At 71.4% G+C, this 15264-nt stretch carries 8 protein-coding genes, 1 tRNA gene and 1 other RNA gene; 6 read left to right on the top strand and 4 right to left on the bottom strand.

Annotated features, from left to right (window positions below):
* Positions 1-221 precede the first annotated feature (221 nt).
* Both ACFVFS_RS15495 and ACFVFS_RS15490 read right to left on the bottom strand, forming a co-directional pair.
* Complete coding sequence (locus tag ACFVFS_RS15495) at positions 222-4829, bottom strand: hypothetical protein (RefSeq protein WP_380624240.1); 4608 nt, start codon at positions 4827-4829, stop codon at positions 222-224.
* A gap of 882 nt (positions 4830-5711) precedes the next feature.
* Positions 5712-6659 carry a helix-turn-helix transcriptional regulator gene (locus tag ACFVFS_RS15490; protein ID WP_380624347.1) on the bottom strand — a complete coding sequence of 316 codons (948 nt, stop codon included), beginning with the start codon at positions 6657-6659 and terminating at the stop codon, positions 5712-5714.
* A 63-nt stretch (positions 6660-6722) separates the two neighbouring features.
* On the opposite strand from ACFVFS_RS15490, the gene ACFVFS_RS15485 reads away from it, so the two are divergent.
* Positions 6723-7679 carry an alpha/beta fold hydrolase gene (locus ACFVFS_RS15485; RefSeq protein WP_380624345.1) on the top strand — a complete coding sequence of 319 codons (957 nt, stop codon included), beginning with the start codon at positions 6723-6725 and terminating at the stop codon, positions 7677-7679.
* A gap of 391 nt (positions 7680-8070) precedes the next feature.
* Here the strand turns inward: ACFVFS_RS15485 and ACFVFS_RS15480 are convergent, their stop codons facing one another.
* The gene (locus ACFVFS_RS15480) at positions 8071-10515 is read right to left on the bottom strand and encodes a helicase C-terminal domain-containing protein (protein WP_380624238.1); all 2445 of its coding nucleotides are present in this window, start codon (positions 10513-10515) and stop codon (positions 8071-8073) included.
* 117 nt (positions 10516-10632) lie between these two features.
* Positions 10633-10717, bottom strand: a tRNA-Ser gene (locus tag ACFVFS_RS15475).
* A gap of 134 nt (positions 10718-10851) precedes the next feature.
* On the opposite strand from ACFVFS_RS15475, the gene ffs reads away from it, so the two are divergent.
* The 5 genes from ffs (at position 10852) to ACFVFS_RS15450 (ending at position 15149) form a co-directional block, all read left to right on the top strand.
* Positions 10852-10942: signal recognition particle sRNA small type (gene ffs, locus ACFVFS_RS15470), an RNA gene on the top strand.
* Positions 10943-11007: 65 nt separating this feature from the next.
* Positions 11008-13215, top strand: coding sequence for a DNA polymerase III subunit gamma and tau (locus tag ACFVFS_RS15465; RefSeq protein WP_380624236.1), 2208 nt, complete (start codon positions 11008-11010; stop codon positions 13213-13215).
* Between the two features lie 70 nt (positions 13216-13285).
* Positions 13286-13627, top strand: coding sequence for a YbaB/EbfC family nucleoid-associated protein (locus tag ACFVFS_RS15460; RefSeq protein ID WP_380624234.1), 342 nt, complete (start codon positions 13286-13288; stop codon positions 13625-13627).
* A gap of 180 nt (positions 13628-13807) precedes the next feature.
* Positions 13808-14407: a recombination mediator RecR gene (gene recR / locus ACFVFS_RS15455; protein ID WP_030392621.1), complete on the top strand. Its 600-nt coding sequence runs from the start codon at positions 13808-13810 to the stop codon at positions 14405-14407.
* Positions 14400-15149 carry a DUF5063 domain-containing protein gene (locus tag ACFVFS_RS15450; RefSeq protein WP_380624232.1) on the top strand — a complete coding sequence of 250 codons (750 nt, stop codon included), beginning with the start codon at positions 14400-14402 and terminating at the stop codon, positions 15147-15149. The genes recR and ACFVFS_RS15450 overlap by 8 nt, the downstream gene beginning before the upstream one ends.
* Positions 15150-15264: the final 115 nt, after the last annotated feature.

Here is a 15264-nt window from a genome sequence, read left to right as displayed (position 1 = left end):
CGGGATTCGAACTGCGGCGGAGCGAATCGCCGGGCGGCCGTTGAACCGGGTTGGACGGGGGCGAATGAGACCAGAACTGAGACCACGTGCCGTCGACTCCCGGCCCGAGTGGAGCCCCGTCACCGACGTCGGTGAACGTGCGGCGCCCGCCGGACCCCACGGATGGGCTCCGTGGGGTCCGGCGGGCGCCGGCTGGTGGTCGGGTGGGTTGCTCAGGGTCCTCAGCTGTTGCGGCGGCGCCTGCTGAGGGCGAGGGCGAGTCCGCCGAGGATCAGCAGCGTGCCGCCGATGGCGGCCGCGGTGAGCACGGTGGTGCCGGTGCGGGCGAGGACGCCGGAGGGCTGCGGTGCGGGGTCGGGGCTGCCGGGGGCCGGGGTGTCGGTGGTCGGCGGGGGGGTGTTCCCCTTCGGTACCGTGTGGTCGGTCTCGCAGCCCTTCTCGGTCTCGCAGCTGCCGCGCTTGCCGTCGGGGGTGGTGACGACGTTGTGCAGCCGGCCGTCGCCGTTGGTGTGCACGGCGACCGAGTAGGTGATGGTGGCCTTGCCGTTGATCGGGAGGTCGCCCTTCCAGACGAGGGTGCCGTCGGTCACCGAGACCTCGCCCGTGGAGGCCTTGGCGTCACCGTTGTAGACGGCGTCGTCGAGGACCTTCGTGAGGTCGTCGGTGATGGTGGCGCCCACGACGTGGCCGTTGCCCTTCTGGGTGACGGTGACGGTGTAGGTGACCTTGTCGCCGAACTGGACGGTCGAACCCGGCTTCGGGTCGGAGGACTTGGCGAAGACGTAGTTGCCGTAGACGTGGTTGGTCTTGCAGCCCGCGGCTTCGTCGCAGGTGCCGCGCTTGTCGGTGGTGGTGACGACGTTGTGGAGCTTGGTGTCGCCGCCACCGGTGACGGTCACGGAGTAGGTGATCGTCGCCGTGCCGCCGGCCGGGAGGTCGCCGGTCCAGACGAGCTTGCCGTCCTTGACCTCGGTCGTGCCGGTGCTGGCCTTGACGTCGTCGTTGTAGGTGGCGTCGTCGAGGACCTTGGAGAGGTCGTCGGTGACGGTGGCGCTCTTGATCTCGGCCTTGCCGTGCTGGGTGACGGTGACGGTGTAGGTGACCTTGTCACCGACCTGCACCGTCGAACCCGACTCGGGATCGGAGACCTTGCTGAAGGTGTACGAGCCGTAGAGGTGCTCGGTCTCGCAGCCCTTCTCGGTCTCGCAGTGGCCGCGCTTGTCGTCGGTGGTGGTGACGGTGTTGTGCAGCCGGGCGTCGCCGAGGCCGGTCACGGTCACGGAGTAGGTGAGGGTGGCGGTGGCGCCGGCGGGGAGGTCGCCGGTCCAGGTGAGCTTGCCGTCCTTGACCTCCGCCGTGCCCGTGGAGGCCTTGATGTCGCTGTTGTAGGTGGCGTCGTCGAGGACCTTGGACAGGTCGTCCGTGATCGTGGCGCCCTTGACCTCGGCGGCGCCCTTCTGGGTGATGGTGACGGTGTAGGTGACCTTGTCACCGACCCGCACCGGCGAACCCGACTCGGGATCGGCGATCTTGGAGAAGGTGTACCAGCCCACCGCGTGCTGGGTGGTGCAGTCCGGGGTGCTGCCGTCGGCGGCCACCGCGCAGCCGGGTGACAGGACGGCGTTGACGAGCTGGGCGTCCCCGCCCGCCTTGACGGTCACCGAGTAGGTGATCGTCGCCTCGCCGCCGACCGGGACGGTGCCGTTCCACGTCAGCACGCCGCCCGTCACCGCCGCCGTGCCGGTCGTCGCGTTGACGTCGCCGTTGTAGGTGGCGTCGTCGAGCACCTTCGCCAGGTCGTCCGACAGCGTGGCCGGGGCCGGAGCCGAACCCTGCTGCTTCACCTTGACCGTGTAGGTGACCTTGTCGCCGGGGGCGACGGACTGGCCGGAGGCGGGGTCGGCGACCTTGGTCACCATGTAGTTGGTCACCTCGATCCCGGCCGGGTCCGGCGGGATGACCGGCGGCACGCCCGAGTCCGGCGGGGTGTCCGCCGTCGCGGAGGCGGTGTTGACGAACGTGCCCGACACCGACGTGTCCAGCACCGTGCTGAACTCGTGCGACTCGCTCGCCCCGGGGGCCAGCGAGGCGACCGTGAACGCGCCCGCCTGCGGGAACTTGTCGTCGGAGACCTTCACGTTGGTGAGCGTGCCCTGGCCGGTGTTGGTGACCACGATGCGGTACTTGACCGTGTCGCCGTAGCGGAAGACCGGGTAGTCCGCCGCCTCGTTGGCGTCGTGCCACTGCCCGTCCTTGCCCTGCACGTACTTCTTCAAAGAGGCCGAGTAGTAGTTCGCCACCGTGATCGGCGCCGAGGTGCGCATCACGAGTTCGGTGTGGGCGTCGCGGGCCTGGGCCCGGTTGACGAGCTTGTCGCCGCCCACCGCGCCGTCCGTGGCCACGGCGACCTTGAACTGCTGGCGCGCGCCCGGGGCCAGCTCGGGACCGATCACGCGCACCGCGGTCGCGTCCGGGGTGAACGTCTCCGTCCATCCCACGCTGTTGCCCGTGACGTCACCGGCCTTGCCGTTCATCGGATCGCCCGGGTCGTCGGACAGCGATCCGGGGGAGGCGGTGGTGTAGTACACCTTCGCGCCCGCCACCGGCGTCACCGAGGCCAGCTTGTAGGAGCCCGAGAACGACGTCCCGCGCCCGTCCCCCTCGTACGGCAGCACATCGATCGTGTCCGTGAACGCCTGCACCGCCGGGTCGTACGACCGCAACGTCACCGTCCACGAACCCGAACCCTTGCCGTCACCGTTGACGTTCGGAATGAACGCCGCATCGGGACTCTTCCCGATCGTCGTCAGACCGGTCGCCGAGAGCGTCACCGAGGCTGTGGCAACAGCCGAGTCCTGGCCACCGTACGACGCCACCGCGGTGTTCTTCAGCGACTGGCCGGGCGTCGCCCCGGCTGTCACCACCGCCTGGTAGGTCAGGGCGTGCTCCGTGTTGGTGGTGACCCCGTTGAGGGTCCAGGTCAGGACCTGCTGCCCACCGGACGTGGTGACGGCCGGCTCGGGGGCGGCCGAGCCGGCGACGTACGTCATCCCGACGGGAAGCGTGTCCACGATCTCGTAGCCGTCCACCGTCGGCGGAACGCCGCTGCCGCCGTTGGCGGAGTAGGTGAGCGTGAACGTCGCCGGCTCGCCCGGTTTGACGACCGCACGGTCGCTCGACTTGGAGATCGAGGGAGTCGCCGCGACGATCCGCAGGATGTCGCGGCTGCCGGTGGTGCCGGGGTAGCGGGCGTTGGGCGTGTTGACCAGGGCCCACGTGTTGGAGAACCAGGCACCGCCCTGGCGGTACTGGCCCCAGGTCCAGACATCGGTCCCGGCGGGGACGCCGTCCTTGATCCGCAGGTCCAGGAGGATGGCAGTGGCCCAGACGGCCGAGAGGGCCGGGTCGAGGTCGGACCGCAGGAAGTTGGCGCGCACCGCCTTCACCGTGGTCAGGTCGGCCGGCGCGGTGGCCACCCAGCCAGGAGCCCCGAGGTCGTCGCCACCCGTCCCGCAGCTGAACGCGTCCGGGTTGTAGCTTCCCGAGTTCGGGTCCAGGCTGGGCGAGCTGCCGACGTAGTACTCGAACGCCAGCTTCGAGAGCAGCGTGCTGCTCCACGAGACGCCCTCGAACGTCACGTACCTGGTGTCGATCACGTCACACAGGCCCAGCTTGGTGCCACCGGGCATGGTCTGCTTGGCGGCCTGGGTGGAGACGATGCCCTGGACCCTGCTGCCCGGCGAGACCCGGTAGTTGTCGTCGTGCCAGGAGCCGCCCGTTCGCAGGCCCCAGGCCTGGTTGAAGCCACCGGCCTCGATGACCTTGCTGGAGGTGTTGTTCGACGGGACGTCCTGGGCCGTCTGGCCGTTGACCGAGGTGTAGGTCGGGGCCGAGGCCGAGAGCTGGACGGAGAGCGACTTGTCGGTCGCGGTGGTGATCCGGAACCACACCGATCCGCTGGCCACCGCCACCCGGTCGGTCGGCAGTGCCTGGCCCAGCGAGTCCTTCGTGGGCACCTGCGCCTGTGAGTAGTCGATCCCGGTCAGGGTCAGTTTGAACTCGTTGGCGTTGCCGGTCGGCGTCAGCGTGCAGGAGCCCACGAACGGGGCGGTCTGATCGGCCGGGTGCGAACCGCCGGACCACGGGTGCTCGGCCGCCCAGCCCGCGCTGAACGGGGCGCAGGCGCTCGGGCCGGCCTGGACGGTACCGGCGGACGGTGCGACCTTCAGGATGTAGCTGACCGAGTCCGGGCCGGGATCGCCGCCCTTGTTCAGGTTGAGCGTCCATTCGAAGTCGAGGTCGAAGTAGCTGCCGCCGTCCTGGAAGGTGTTGGCCGGAGAGTTCCAGACCATGTCCATCCCGAAGACGTTCTTGATCGGGATCTCCGGGACGGCCGCGGTCTCACCGGCGATGGTGCCGGTCGCGGAGACCTTGTCGCCGGTCTCGCCGTCAGCCACCACGGCGGTCTGGACGACGGTGGCGGTGCCCTGCTGCTGCGTGCCGACGTTGCAGGTCAGGGTCGCCCTGTCGGCCGAGAGCGACGAAGGTGGGGTCACGCCAGCGGTCAGACAGGCGTCGGGTATCGCGCCGAACGTGCCGTGCTGCAGGGTCACCTGGAAGGTGACGTTGTCCACCGGTTCGTTGGACGGCGCGGCGGCGTCGTCGTTGACGTTCACCCGCCACTCCGCCGTCACCACGTCGCCACTCGACAGCACGGACGGCGTGCCCTCGACCCAGCGGCCGGTGATCTGATGCACCGGCTTCGCCCACGAAACGGTCGTCAGGCTGAGCATCGTCAGGACCAGTGCCAGCGCGACGGAGAGCGACAACCATCCGATCCATCCGGGGCGGGATATCAGGAATCCGCGCCCCCCACCTCCGTATGCGGAACGCGCGGCCTGTGACCGCCACCTCTGCGAACCCACCTCGGATCACCTCGTCCGTTCTCGTGGAGACGGGCACGAGCGCGGCGATGCCACGAGTGGTGATCCACAGTCACAGGTGACGACGACAGCCACGTGCGCGCACGCCTGGGTCGGCCGACGGATGTCGGACCGGTACGAGAGTTAAGCACTCTTTAGGGTGATTTGAAGGAAATTAGGATGTTCTGAGTTCGTGTCTTGTCGGGGTGATTGCCACCAGCTTGTCGACTGCTCTTCGGCGCTCTGGTTCGTTTGTGTAGGGACAGTCAGCGCCTCGTGGGTGCAGGCGTGTTGGAACAGCCTGACGGGTGCTCGACCGCCACCGCCTTCCACGGAGCGGAAAGCTCGCCGTGGAACCCGATCAGCGGTCGCGTCGGTGGAGACCGGGTGCGGCGGTCCGCCGTGCGGCCTCGCGCCGCGCCGCTACTGCTCGTAGTCCCTGGCGCGGCCGGTTCGGTGGTACTGCTCGACGGGGATCGGGTCGATGCGGCTCCGCATCCGTGCGGTGCAGAGCAGGCCGTCGAGGTGCTCCGGGCTCGGCCGGCTGGACGACGGCTGCGGCCCGGCCGGTGCGGTGCCGCTCCGGCGGCCGTGGACGCTCCAGGTGTTCGGTGGGCAGACGGACCGCGCGCTGGAACCAGCGGCCCCGGTTCTCCTCGCCGACCGAGTGGGAGTGCTCGATCCAGACCGCCTCGGCCGGTCGTGCTTGGCCTGCCGCAGGTAGCGGTGAGCCCGGGTTCGTCCCAGGTCAGTGGGTGTTCGCGGTAGTGGACGTTGGAGCGTTCGGGCTCAGCGGTAGCGTTCGACGAGCGCGTTGCCGATCGAGGCCAGGTGGGCCCGCACGTTCGGAGGGCCGGTCACTTCGAGCCATTCGACGAGCCCGGCGAGCTCACCGGCGAGGGTGTACTCGTCGCGGCCGCGGATGACGACCTCGACGCGGCCGTCGGTCGTGGTGCCTCCCACTTCGAGTCGATCGCCGAGTCCGATCCGGAGTATGCCGATGCCGTGGGGTGTGCAGAGCGCCTGGATCTCCAGGGGCGTCCGCCTGCGTTCGACCTCGTCGGCCATCTCGCGCCAGCTCCCGGCGAGGTCGAAGTCCTCGGGCCGGTCCACCGGATCGTCGGTCGGGTCGGCGGACGTCACGCGGTCGATCCGGAAGGTCCGTCGGCCGGTCTCGGTACGGGCGACGAGGTACCAGGCCGGGCCTTTGGCGACGATGCCCAGCGGGTGGACGGTTCTCCTCGTTCCGGCGCCTCTGCCGTCGACGTAGCCGAGCCGCACCTGGACGCCGCGGATCACCGCGTCCTGGAGTGCGTCGAGGAAGCGGGGCGGTGGGTGCTCGGCCCGGTTCGCCCCCCATTGCCGCGGGTCCGTCACGAGTGACGCCGCCGCCGCTTCGGCCTGCGCGCGGAACGGCTCCGGCAGGGCGTGGACGAGCTTGCGCAGAGCCGCCTTCACCGCCGGTGTCGCGGCCGAGGCCGGGCCGGCGACCAGGAACAGGGCGCGGGCCTCACCCGCGGTCAACCCCGACAGGTCGGTGCGGGCGCCGCCCACCAGGCGCCAGCCCCCGCCTCGGCCTTGCGTGGAGTACACGGGCACCCCGGCCATGGCCAGGGCGTCGAGGTCGCGGCGGGCGGTGCGCTCGGAGACCTCCAGTTCCCGGGCGACCTCCGCCGCCGTCACCTGCTCGCGCCGTTGCAGCAACAGGAGGATGGCCACCAGCCGGTCGGTCCGCATGCCGACAAAACTCCCACGCAAACCGGTCAACAGGTGACCGGTTCCGGCAGACAGGATGGCGGCATGACCTCAAGCGATTTCCCCGAACCCACTCTCATTCCGGTCAACGATGTGGAACTCGAAGTCTTCGAAACGGGCCGAGAGAACGCGGGAAAGCCCATCGTGCTCTGCCACGGGTGGCCGGAGCACGCCTTCTCCTGGCGTCACCAGATGCCCGCCCTCGCCGCGGCCGGCTACCACGTCATCGCCCCGAACCAGCGGGGCTACGGCCGCTCGTCCCGCCCGGGCGAAGTGACGGACTACGACATCGCACACCTGTCGGGCGACCTCGTCGCGCTCCTCGACCACTACGGCTACGAAGACGCCACCTTCGTCGGCCATGACTGGGGCGCGTTCGTCGTCTGGGGCCTGACCCTCCTGCACCCCGACCGCGTGAACAAGGTGATCAACCTGAGCCTGCCGTACCAGGAGCGCGGAGAGAAGCCCTGGATCGAGTCCATGGAAGCCGTGCTCGGCGGCGACTTCTACTTCGTCCACTTCAACCGGCAGCCGGGCGTCGCGGACGCCGTCTTCGACGACAACGCCTTCCAGTTCCTCCGCAACCTGTACCGGAAGAACGAGCCCCCCGCGGAGCCCCGGCCGGGCATGGCGCTGATCGATCTCGCCAGAGCGGAAGCACCACGCGGAGAGCCCGTCATGAGTGACGGCGAACTGGCCGTCCTCGTCTCCGCCTTCGAAACCTCCGGGTTCACCGGCACCATCAACTGGTACCGGAACCTCGACCGCAACTGGCACCTGCTGGCGGACGCGGACCCGATCATCCACCAGCCCACCCTCATGATCTACGGAGACCGGGACCTGGTCGCGAGGGCCGAGAACCTGGCCGAGTTTGTCCCCGACGTGGAAGTGGTCAGCCTGGACTGCGGCCATTGGATCCAGCAGGAGAGGCCCGAGGAAACGAACCGGGTGATCACGGAATGGCTGGCACGCCAGGACCGGCCGAGCAGGCGGACCGGCTGAGCCGAGGCTTCGGCCGATCCGGACGCCACCCGGATCGGTCCTCGATCCCGGCCGATCGAGCGCGGGGCCGACGAGGGGTGGCCTGGTCTTGTCGTGCTCGGCTTCGTCCAAGGCCGCGGGACACGGCAATCGCAACCAGGAGACGACGAAGGCCCGGGCCGCGTGATGCGGTCCGGGCCTTCTGCCGGCGGAGGATACGAGATTCGAACTCGTGAGGGGTTGCCCCCAACACGCTTTCCAACTGTTCGTCCAGCTGCCCGGGGACGGCCGTAGGCGTCCTGACCTGCAGCGGAGCGACCCGCCGGCGGAGCGTTGAACGCTGCTGGACGGAGGTGAATGCAACCAGAACCGCAACCAGGCGCTTCTTCGGAATGGTGCTGATCCCCCGGGGCTACGAGGGCATCACTCCGTGGATGCGGGAGAGGGTGAACACCCGCTCGTCGTTCCGCAGGTGGCACCAGGCGTGGAGGTAGGGGGCGTCCAGTTCGAGTCGGTTGAGCGTGCGGACAGTCGTGTTGCCCGAGGTGGCCACGTACTCGATCGTGACGGCTTGACCGTCGTTGACGGCATGGGCCAACTGGCGGACGTCGGTGAAGGAGAGGTTGCGCGCGTACCCGGCGATGATCTCCTCGGCGTCACTGGCGTAGGGGTGGCCGTCGTACGGGTCGGGCTCGGGAACGTCCTGTGGGGCACCGTGCAGGCGGATGGCGAGGGCGTGCAGGTCGACGGCGGTCCGGACGTCCGCGGTGCGGTCGTTCGTCCGTTGCGGACGGGACCCGCGGTGGGACGGGCGCGGGGGTGGGACCGGGCTCGCCGCGCGGGGGCGTTGGGCTCGCTCGATGCGGACGGACCCGTCGGGTTTCTCGGCGACGGGGGCGTAGCCCGCGGCTCGCATTGCCGCGAGCGTCTTTTCCGGTGAGGTCCGGCTGATCAGCACCGTCGGTGCCACCTGCCGCAGACCGAGTTGGGAGAGCTTGCGGTGGGCGGCCAGTTCGGCCAGTAGGGCGGGCTCCTCCCCGTGGATCACACAGGCCGCGGCGGCGACGCGCACCCGGCCGTGGCCGCGCGCGGCGTCGTGGATCAGGTACGAGAGCGGCTGGGGAAGCGGTTCGACGGCGACGGCGCCCAGGTCGGCGGTCAGGGCGTCGGGGGTGAGGCCCGCGTCGAGGGCGCGGCGGACGCTGCCCGGGCTGAACCGCCACACCGACGCCGCACCGGCGGTCTCCCGGTCCGCGACGGAGTCCAGCAGCGCGAGGAGGTGCGCTGACGGCGTACCGGCGACCACGGCTGTGAGATCGCTGCCGAAGCGTGCGGTCCCGCTGGCGGCGGGCAGCAGCCGTCGACAGGCATCGGTCAGGGCTTCGGCGTCGTCGGCGAGCAGGGCGGTCCCGATCGGGGACACGGCCCCGAGGGCGAGTGCGCCGAGCAGTTCCGCCTCCCGGATCAGGGTGGCGAACGGCGTGCTGTCCTGAGGGAGTTCGTCGGCGAGCGGGCGGAGCCAAACGAGCAGCGCCCCCAGGTCCGCCGAGTTCGTCGCGCCTTCGCCGGCCGGGAGCTGCGAGGCTGCGGTGAGTAGCCCGTGCCGGGCCTGTACGCAGCCTCCGCAGGGCGGAGCCCCGGCGAGCGCCGGCAGAGCCTTCCCGTCCTCGTCGCGGCTCCCGCCGGGGGTCAGCGGAAGCTCCCACCATGCCAGGAGCAGCGCGGCGAGCTGGTCGGCCGGTTCCTGCTCGGCCCAGGTGTCGTAGGACGCGGTCGCCGCGACCCGGTCGCCGTCCCGGGCCAGCAGCCCGGCCGCGCCTGCGGCCTCCAGTACGAGGCGTACCAGGAGGTCGTCGCACTGGGCCGCCTTGCCGATCCGGGCCAGCTCGCGGGCGCCGATCCCGCCGGCCTTGAGCCGGGCGGGTGGAGCGGCGGCGCACACTCCGAGGACGGACGCGGCGTGCGCGGCGAACGCCATCGAGGCGGCTGCGGCCTCCTGCTCGACGCCGGCGACGGTGGCGGGCACCGACCGAACGCCGGGCGGGACGGGGGTGAACGGGGCGTGCCAGTCGGAGCCGCGCAGTGAGATCGCGACCTCTGCGGGCATGCGGACCGGCCCGTACCGGTGCCGTTCCCGGATCAGCAGCCCACGTTCCACCGCCCACTGTTCGCCGGGCGAGGAGTCGGCCTGCGGAGTCCCGAACATGATGAAGCCGGACCGCTCCGGAGCCTCGTGTGCCCACCGCTCAAGGAGTTTCCGGGCGGCTGCGGGCGCCTTGGCCACCAGCGCGGCGACCCGGGCCGGATCGCTGTGATGGCCGACCAGCGCCGTCAGCCGCTCCGCCTTCCGGTTGGCGACGGGCTTGACGCCGATCTTCGCCAGCATTCGGCCCAGTTCGTCCGAGTTCGAGCCCGCGAGCAGTCGCACGAGCGGTGCGTCGAGCCCCAGCGGCGAGCCCCACGCATTCCGCAGCGGTGCCGCCATGTGCAGCAGGCCCTTGCCGTCCGACCACACCAGGGCGCGATCGGCCAGCACCTCCAGGGCGGCGGCCAACCCGTGGGCGCGATCACCGTGCGTCGCGCCCAGGAGGTCGGCCAGACCGACCCGCGACACGGTCGTCAGTGCGGCGACGGCCTCCGCCACCTGCAGGCAGGGCAGGGTGAGCCGGGGAAGGGCCAGCGCCACCGACGCCGGACGCTGGAGACGGTCCGCCAGTTCACCGACCGACCGCGGCTCCGGAGCCGTCCCGGCGTCCGGGCGCGCGGTCAGAACCCGCTCCAACTCAGCCGCGTCCAGACCGCGCAGCCATGTGACCAGTGCCGATCCGCTCTTCTTACTGATGGGGCACCTCGCCATAGAGGAGGACGTCCATGCCCATGCCGGAGTCGGCTGGGATAACAAGAATGACGTAACCAGCGAGGTGGGTACGACGAAGGCCCGGACCGCTTCACAGCGGTCCGGGCCTTCTGCCGGCGGAGGATACGAGATTCGAACTCGTGAGGGGTTGCCCCCAACACGCTTTCCAAGCGTGCGCCCTAGGCCTCTAGGCGAATCCTCCGAGGGAGAGCTTAGTACATGTTCAGGGGTGCTCGCGACCACGTATGTCGCAGGTGAGGGATGGGGGCGGCCTGCGGATGCGGGGGTGGGGGTGGTGGTGGAGGGGTGGGGTCGGGATCCGGTAGTGTGGGGGTCAGCCCCTCGTGTGGCGTTATCTCTCTGAACCCCCCCAGGGCCGGAAGGCAGCAAGGGTAGGAGGGCTCTGGCGGGTGCACGGGGGGTCTTTGCGTTCTCGGGGGCGGGGCGTAGGGGAGGCCGCGTTTGTCGGTCCGTCCCGATATCGTCGGGGGTGTGTCCCTAGCCCTGTACCGCCGCTACCGCCCCGAGACCTTCGCGGAGGTCATCGGGCAGGAGCACGTGACCGCTCCGCTCCAGCAGGCCCTGCGCAACAACAGGGTCAACCACGCCTACCTGTTCAGCGGCCCACGCGGCTGCGGCAAGACGACGAGCGCGCGCATCCTGGCCCGCTGTCTGAACTGCGAACAGGGGCCGACGCCGACGCCGTGCGGTGAGTGCCAGTCCTGCACGGACCTCGCCACGGGCGGGCCCGGGTCGATCGACGTGATCGAGATCGACGCGGCCTCGCACGGTGGTGTGGACGACGCGCGCGAGCTGCGTGAGCGGGCGTTCTTCGCGCCGGTGCACAGCCGGTACAAGATCTTCATCCTGGACGAGGCGCACATGGTGACCTCGGCCGGCTTCAACGCGCTGCTGAAGGTGGTGGAGGAGCCGCCGGAGCACCTCAAGTTCATCTTCGCGACCACCGAGCCGGAGAAGGTCATCGGGACGATCCGGTCCCGGACGCACCACTACCCGTTCCGGCTGGTGCCGCCCGGCACGCTGCGCGACTACCTGGCGGAGGTGTGCGGCCGGGAGGGGATCCAGGTCGAGGACTCCGTGTTCCCGCTGGTGGTGCGGGCGGGCGCCGGGTCGGTGCGTGACTCGATGTCGGTGATGGACCAGCTGCTGGCCGGCGCGACCGAGGGCGGCGTGACGTACCAGATGGCCACCGCGCTGCTCGGGTACACGGACTCGGCGCTGCTGGACGAGGTGGTGGACGCGTTCGCCGCGCACGACGGGGCGACGGTGTTCCAGGTGATCGACCGGGTGGTCGAGGGCGGGCACGATCCGCGGCGGTTCGTCACGGACCTGCTGGAGCGGCTGCGCGACCTGGTGATCCTCGCCACGGTGCCGGACGTGGGGGAGAAGGGGCTGATCGACGCCCCGGCGGACCGGGTCGCGGTGATGCAGGCACAGGCGGACGCCTTCGGGGCGGCCGAGCTGAGCCGGGCGGCGGACCTCGTCAACACCGGGCTGACGGAGATGCGCGGCAACGCGGCGCCCCGGCTGCAGCTGGAGCTGATCTGCGCCCGGGTGATGCTGCCGGGTGCGTACAGCGACGAGCTGTCGTTGCAGGCGCGGCTGGACAAGCTGGAACGGCGGGCCGCGGCCGGCGGGATGGTCGGTGGGCCGGTTGGCGGACCGATTGGCGGGCCTGCCGGTGGGATGGCGGCGGCTGCTGCGGCGGTCATGCCGGCGGCGCCGGTGATGCCCGAGGTGCCGGCCCCGCCGGCGATGCCGCAGGTGCAGCAGCCGGTGCCGCAGGCGGTGGCTCCGGTGCAGCCGGCCCCCGCGCAGCCGGCCGGGCCGGCGCCCGGGGCCTGGCCGATCAAGCGGAGCTTCCCGCCGGCCGGGGACGCCCCCGAGGCGGCGGCCGCGGCTCCCGTGGCCGCGCAGCCGCCCGCTCCGGCACCCGCCCCGGCGCCCGCGGCCCCCGCGCCCGCGCCGGCCGCGGTGCCCGGCGGGCAGCCGTCGGCGGCGGCGCAGCAGGGTGCGGCGCAGGTGCGGCAGCTGTGGCCGCAGATCCTGGAGGCGGTGAAGAACCGGCGCCGGTTCACCTGGATCCTGCTCAGCCAGAACGGCCAGGTGGCCGGTTTCGACGGCAGCGTGCTCCAGGTCTCGTTCATCAACGCGGGCGCCCGCGACAGCTTCGTCAGCAGCAACAGCGACGACGTGCTGCGGTCCGCGCTCGCGGACGCGCTGGGCGTGGACTGGCGGGTCGAGTGCATCGTGGACCCGTCCGGCGGCTCCTCCGGCGGGGTCGGCGGCGGCAGCGCGGGCGGCTTCGGCGGTGGGTCCGGCGGGGCGGGTGGGACCGGCGGGTCCGGCGGCGGGGGCGGCTGGGGTGCCCCACCGGCGCGTCCGGCGGCGTCCGCGCCCCCCGTGCAGCCCGCGGCTCCGGCGCCCGCCGTGGTGCCCCCGCCGCAGCAGCACCAGCCCCCGCAGCCGCCGCCGGCGCAGGCCGCCCCGGTGCCCCCGCCCGTCCGGACCCCGCCCCCGGCGGCCCCGGCGCACCCCGTGCAGGCGGTCGCCCCGGAGGACGACACCCCGGAGGAGGACGACCCCGATCTCAACGAGGAGGCGTTCTCCGGCCAGGAGCTGATCATCCGCGAGCTGGGCGCCACGGTGCTGGAGGAGATCCGGCACGGTGGGAACTGACCAGCACGTAGGCTCGTCGTGGACGTACCAGAAGGCGCACCAGGCGCAGACCGAACGCAAGGAGTGAGCCGTGTTTCCCGGTGGTGGCCAGCCCAACATGCAGGCGCTGCTCAAGCAGGCGCAGAAGATGCAGCAGGACCTCGCCCAGGCGCAGCAGGAGCTGGCCGAGGCGAAGGTGACCGGCTCGGCGGGCGGCGGCCTCGTCGAGGCGACGGTGACCGGTGCCGGGGAGCTGGTGGCGCTGACCATCGCCCCGGCCGCCGTGGACCCGGAGGACACCGAGACGCTGGCGGACCTGGTGCTGGCGGCCGTCCGGGACGCCAACCAGGCCGCGCAGAAGATCCAGGCCGAGCGGATGGGCCCGCTCACCCAGGGCCTGGGCGGCGGCGGCATCCCCGGCCTGCCGTTCTGAGAGCGGCGGGACGGTCCGGGGGACGCCGGATCGTGACGGTCCGGAGTTCAGACGATGGACCTGTGTGATTTATGCGGGAGTCGGGCGTCGGGCGGTGTGCCCGGCGTCCGATTCGTTGGATGATGGCACCGGAGCACCCCGTGCGGGTGCCACCGGTCCAACCCGAGGGAAGGCGCGACGTTGTACGAGGGCGTGGTTCAGGACCTGATCGACGAACTGGGCAGGCTGCCCGGCGTCGGGCCCAAGAGCGCGCAGCGGATCGCCTTCCACGTCCTGCAGGCCGACCCCGTCGACGTCCGCCGGCTGGCGCACGCGCTGCTGGAGGTCAAGGACAAGGTCCGGTTCTGCGCCGTCTGCGGCAATGTCGCGGAGGCCGAGCAGTGCCGGGTCTGCCTCGACCCGCGCCGCGACCTCGCTGTCATCTGCGTGGTCGAGGAGCCCAAGGACGTCGTCGCCATCGAGCGCACCCGGGAGTTCCGCGGCCGCTACCACGTGCTGGGCGGCGCGATCAGCCCGATCGAGGGCGTCGGCCCGGACGATCTGCGGATCCGGGAGCTGCTGGCGCGGCTCGCGGACGGCACGGTCACCGAGCTGATCCTGGCCACCGACCCCAATCTGGAGGGGGAGGCGACCGCCACCTACCTGGCCCGGCTCTGCAAGCCGATGGGCCTGAAGGTGACCCGCCTGGCGAGCGGTCTGCCCGTCGGCGGGGATCTGGAGTACGCGGACGAGGTCACGCTCGGCCGTGCCTTCGAAGGGAGACGACTGCTCGATGTCTGACCGGACGATCAACCAGCAGCCCCACACGCCCCACCAGGCCGGACCGGAGCAGGACCGGCGCACCCCCCAGGACGCCCCGCACGTCCCACCGGCCCAGCACGACCCGCACACCCACGGGCACGGCTCGGAGCCGGACGACTTCGCGGTGCAGATCGCGGACTCGGTGGAGAGCTTCGTACTCTCGGTGACCGAGGTCGCCAAGGGTGACGAGCCCGGCAGCGCCGTCTCGCTCCTCCTGCTGGAGGTGTCGCAGCTGCTGCTGGCCGGCGGCCGGCTGGGTGCCATCGAGGACGTCGTCCCCGACGACCGCTTCGAGCCCGACGCCGGGCCGGAGCCGGACGGCGAGCAGCTGCGCGAGCGGCTGGCCGAGCTGCTCGCGCCGATCGACGTCTACCACGAGGTCTTCGACCCGTACGGGCCGCCTGAGAAGCCGAACGCCTTCCGGATCTCGGACGATCTGGCCGGTGTGGTGGGCGAGCTCCAGCACGGGCTCACCCACTACCGCGAGGGCCGGGTCAGCGAGGCGCTCTGGTGGTGGCAGTTCTCGTACCTGTCCAACTGGGGCACCACCTGCACGGCCGTCTTGCGGGCGCTGCAGTCGCTGATCGCCCACGTCCGGCTGGACAGCCCGATCGGGGCGGCGCCGGACGGCGCGGACACCGACAACGACGGGCTCACCGACGAGCAGCTGGAGCAGCAGGCCGGTGACCTGATGGCGGCGGAGCTGGGTCTGGGGCGGTAGGACGCTGCGGATGCGGTGGGTCGCTGCGGATGCGGTGGGTCGCTGCGGACGCGGGGAGTCGCTGCGGACGCGGCGGGTCGTGGACGCGGCGGACGGGGAGGGGCCGCGGAGTGTG

The organism is Kitasatospora sp. NPDC057692 (assembly GCF_042799475.1).
Taxonomy (GTDB): domain Bacteria; phylum Actinomycetota; class Actinomycetes; order Streptomycetales; family Streptomycetaceae; genus Kitasatospora.
Note: the sequence above shows the minus strand (reverse complement) of the source record. Positions and strands in the feature narration are given on the sequence as shown.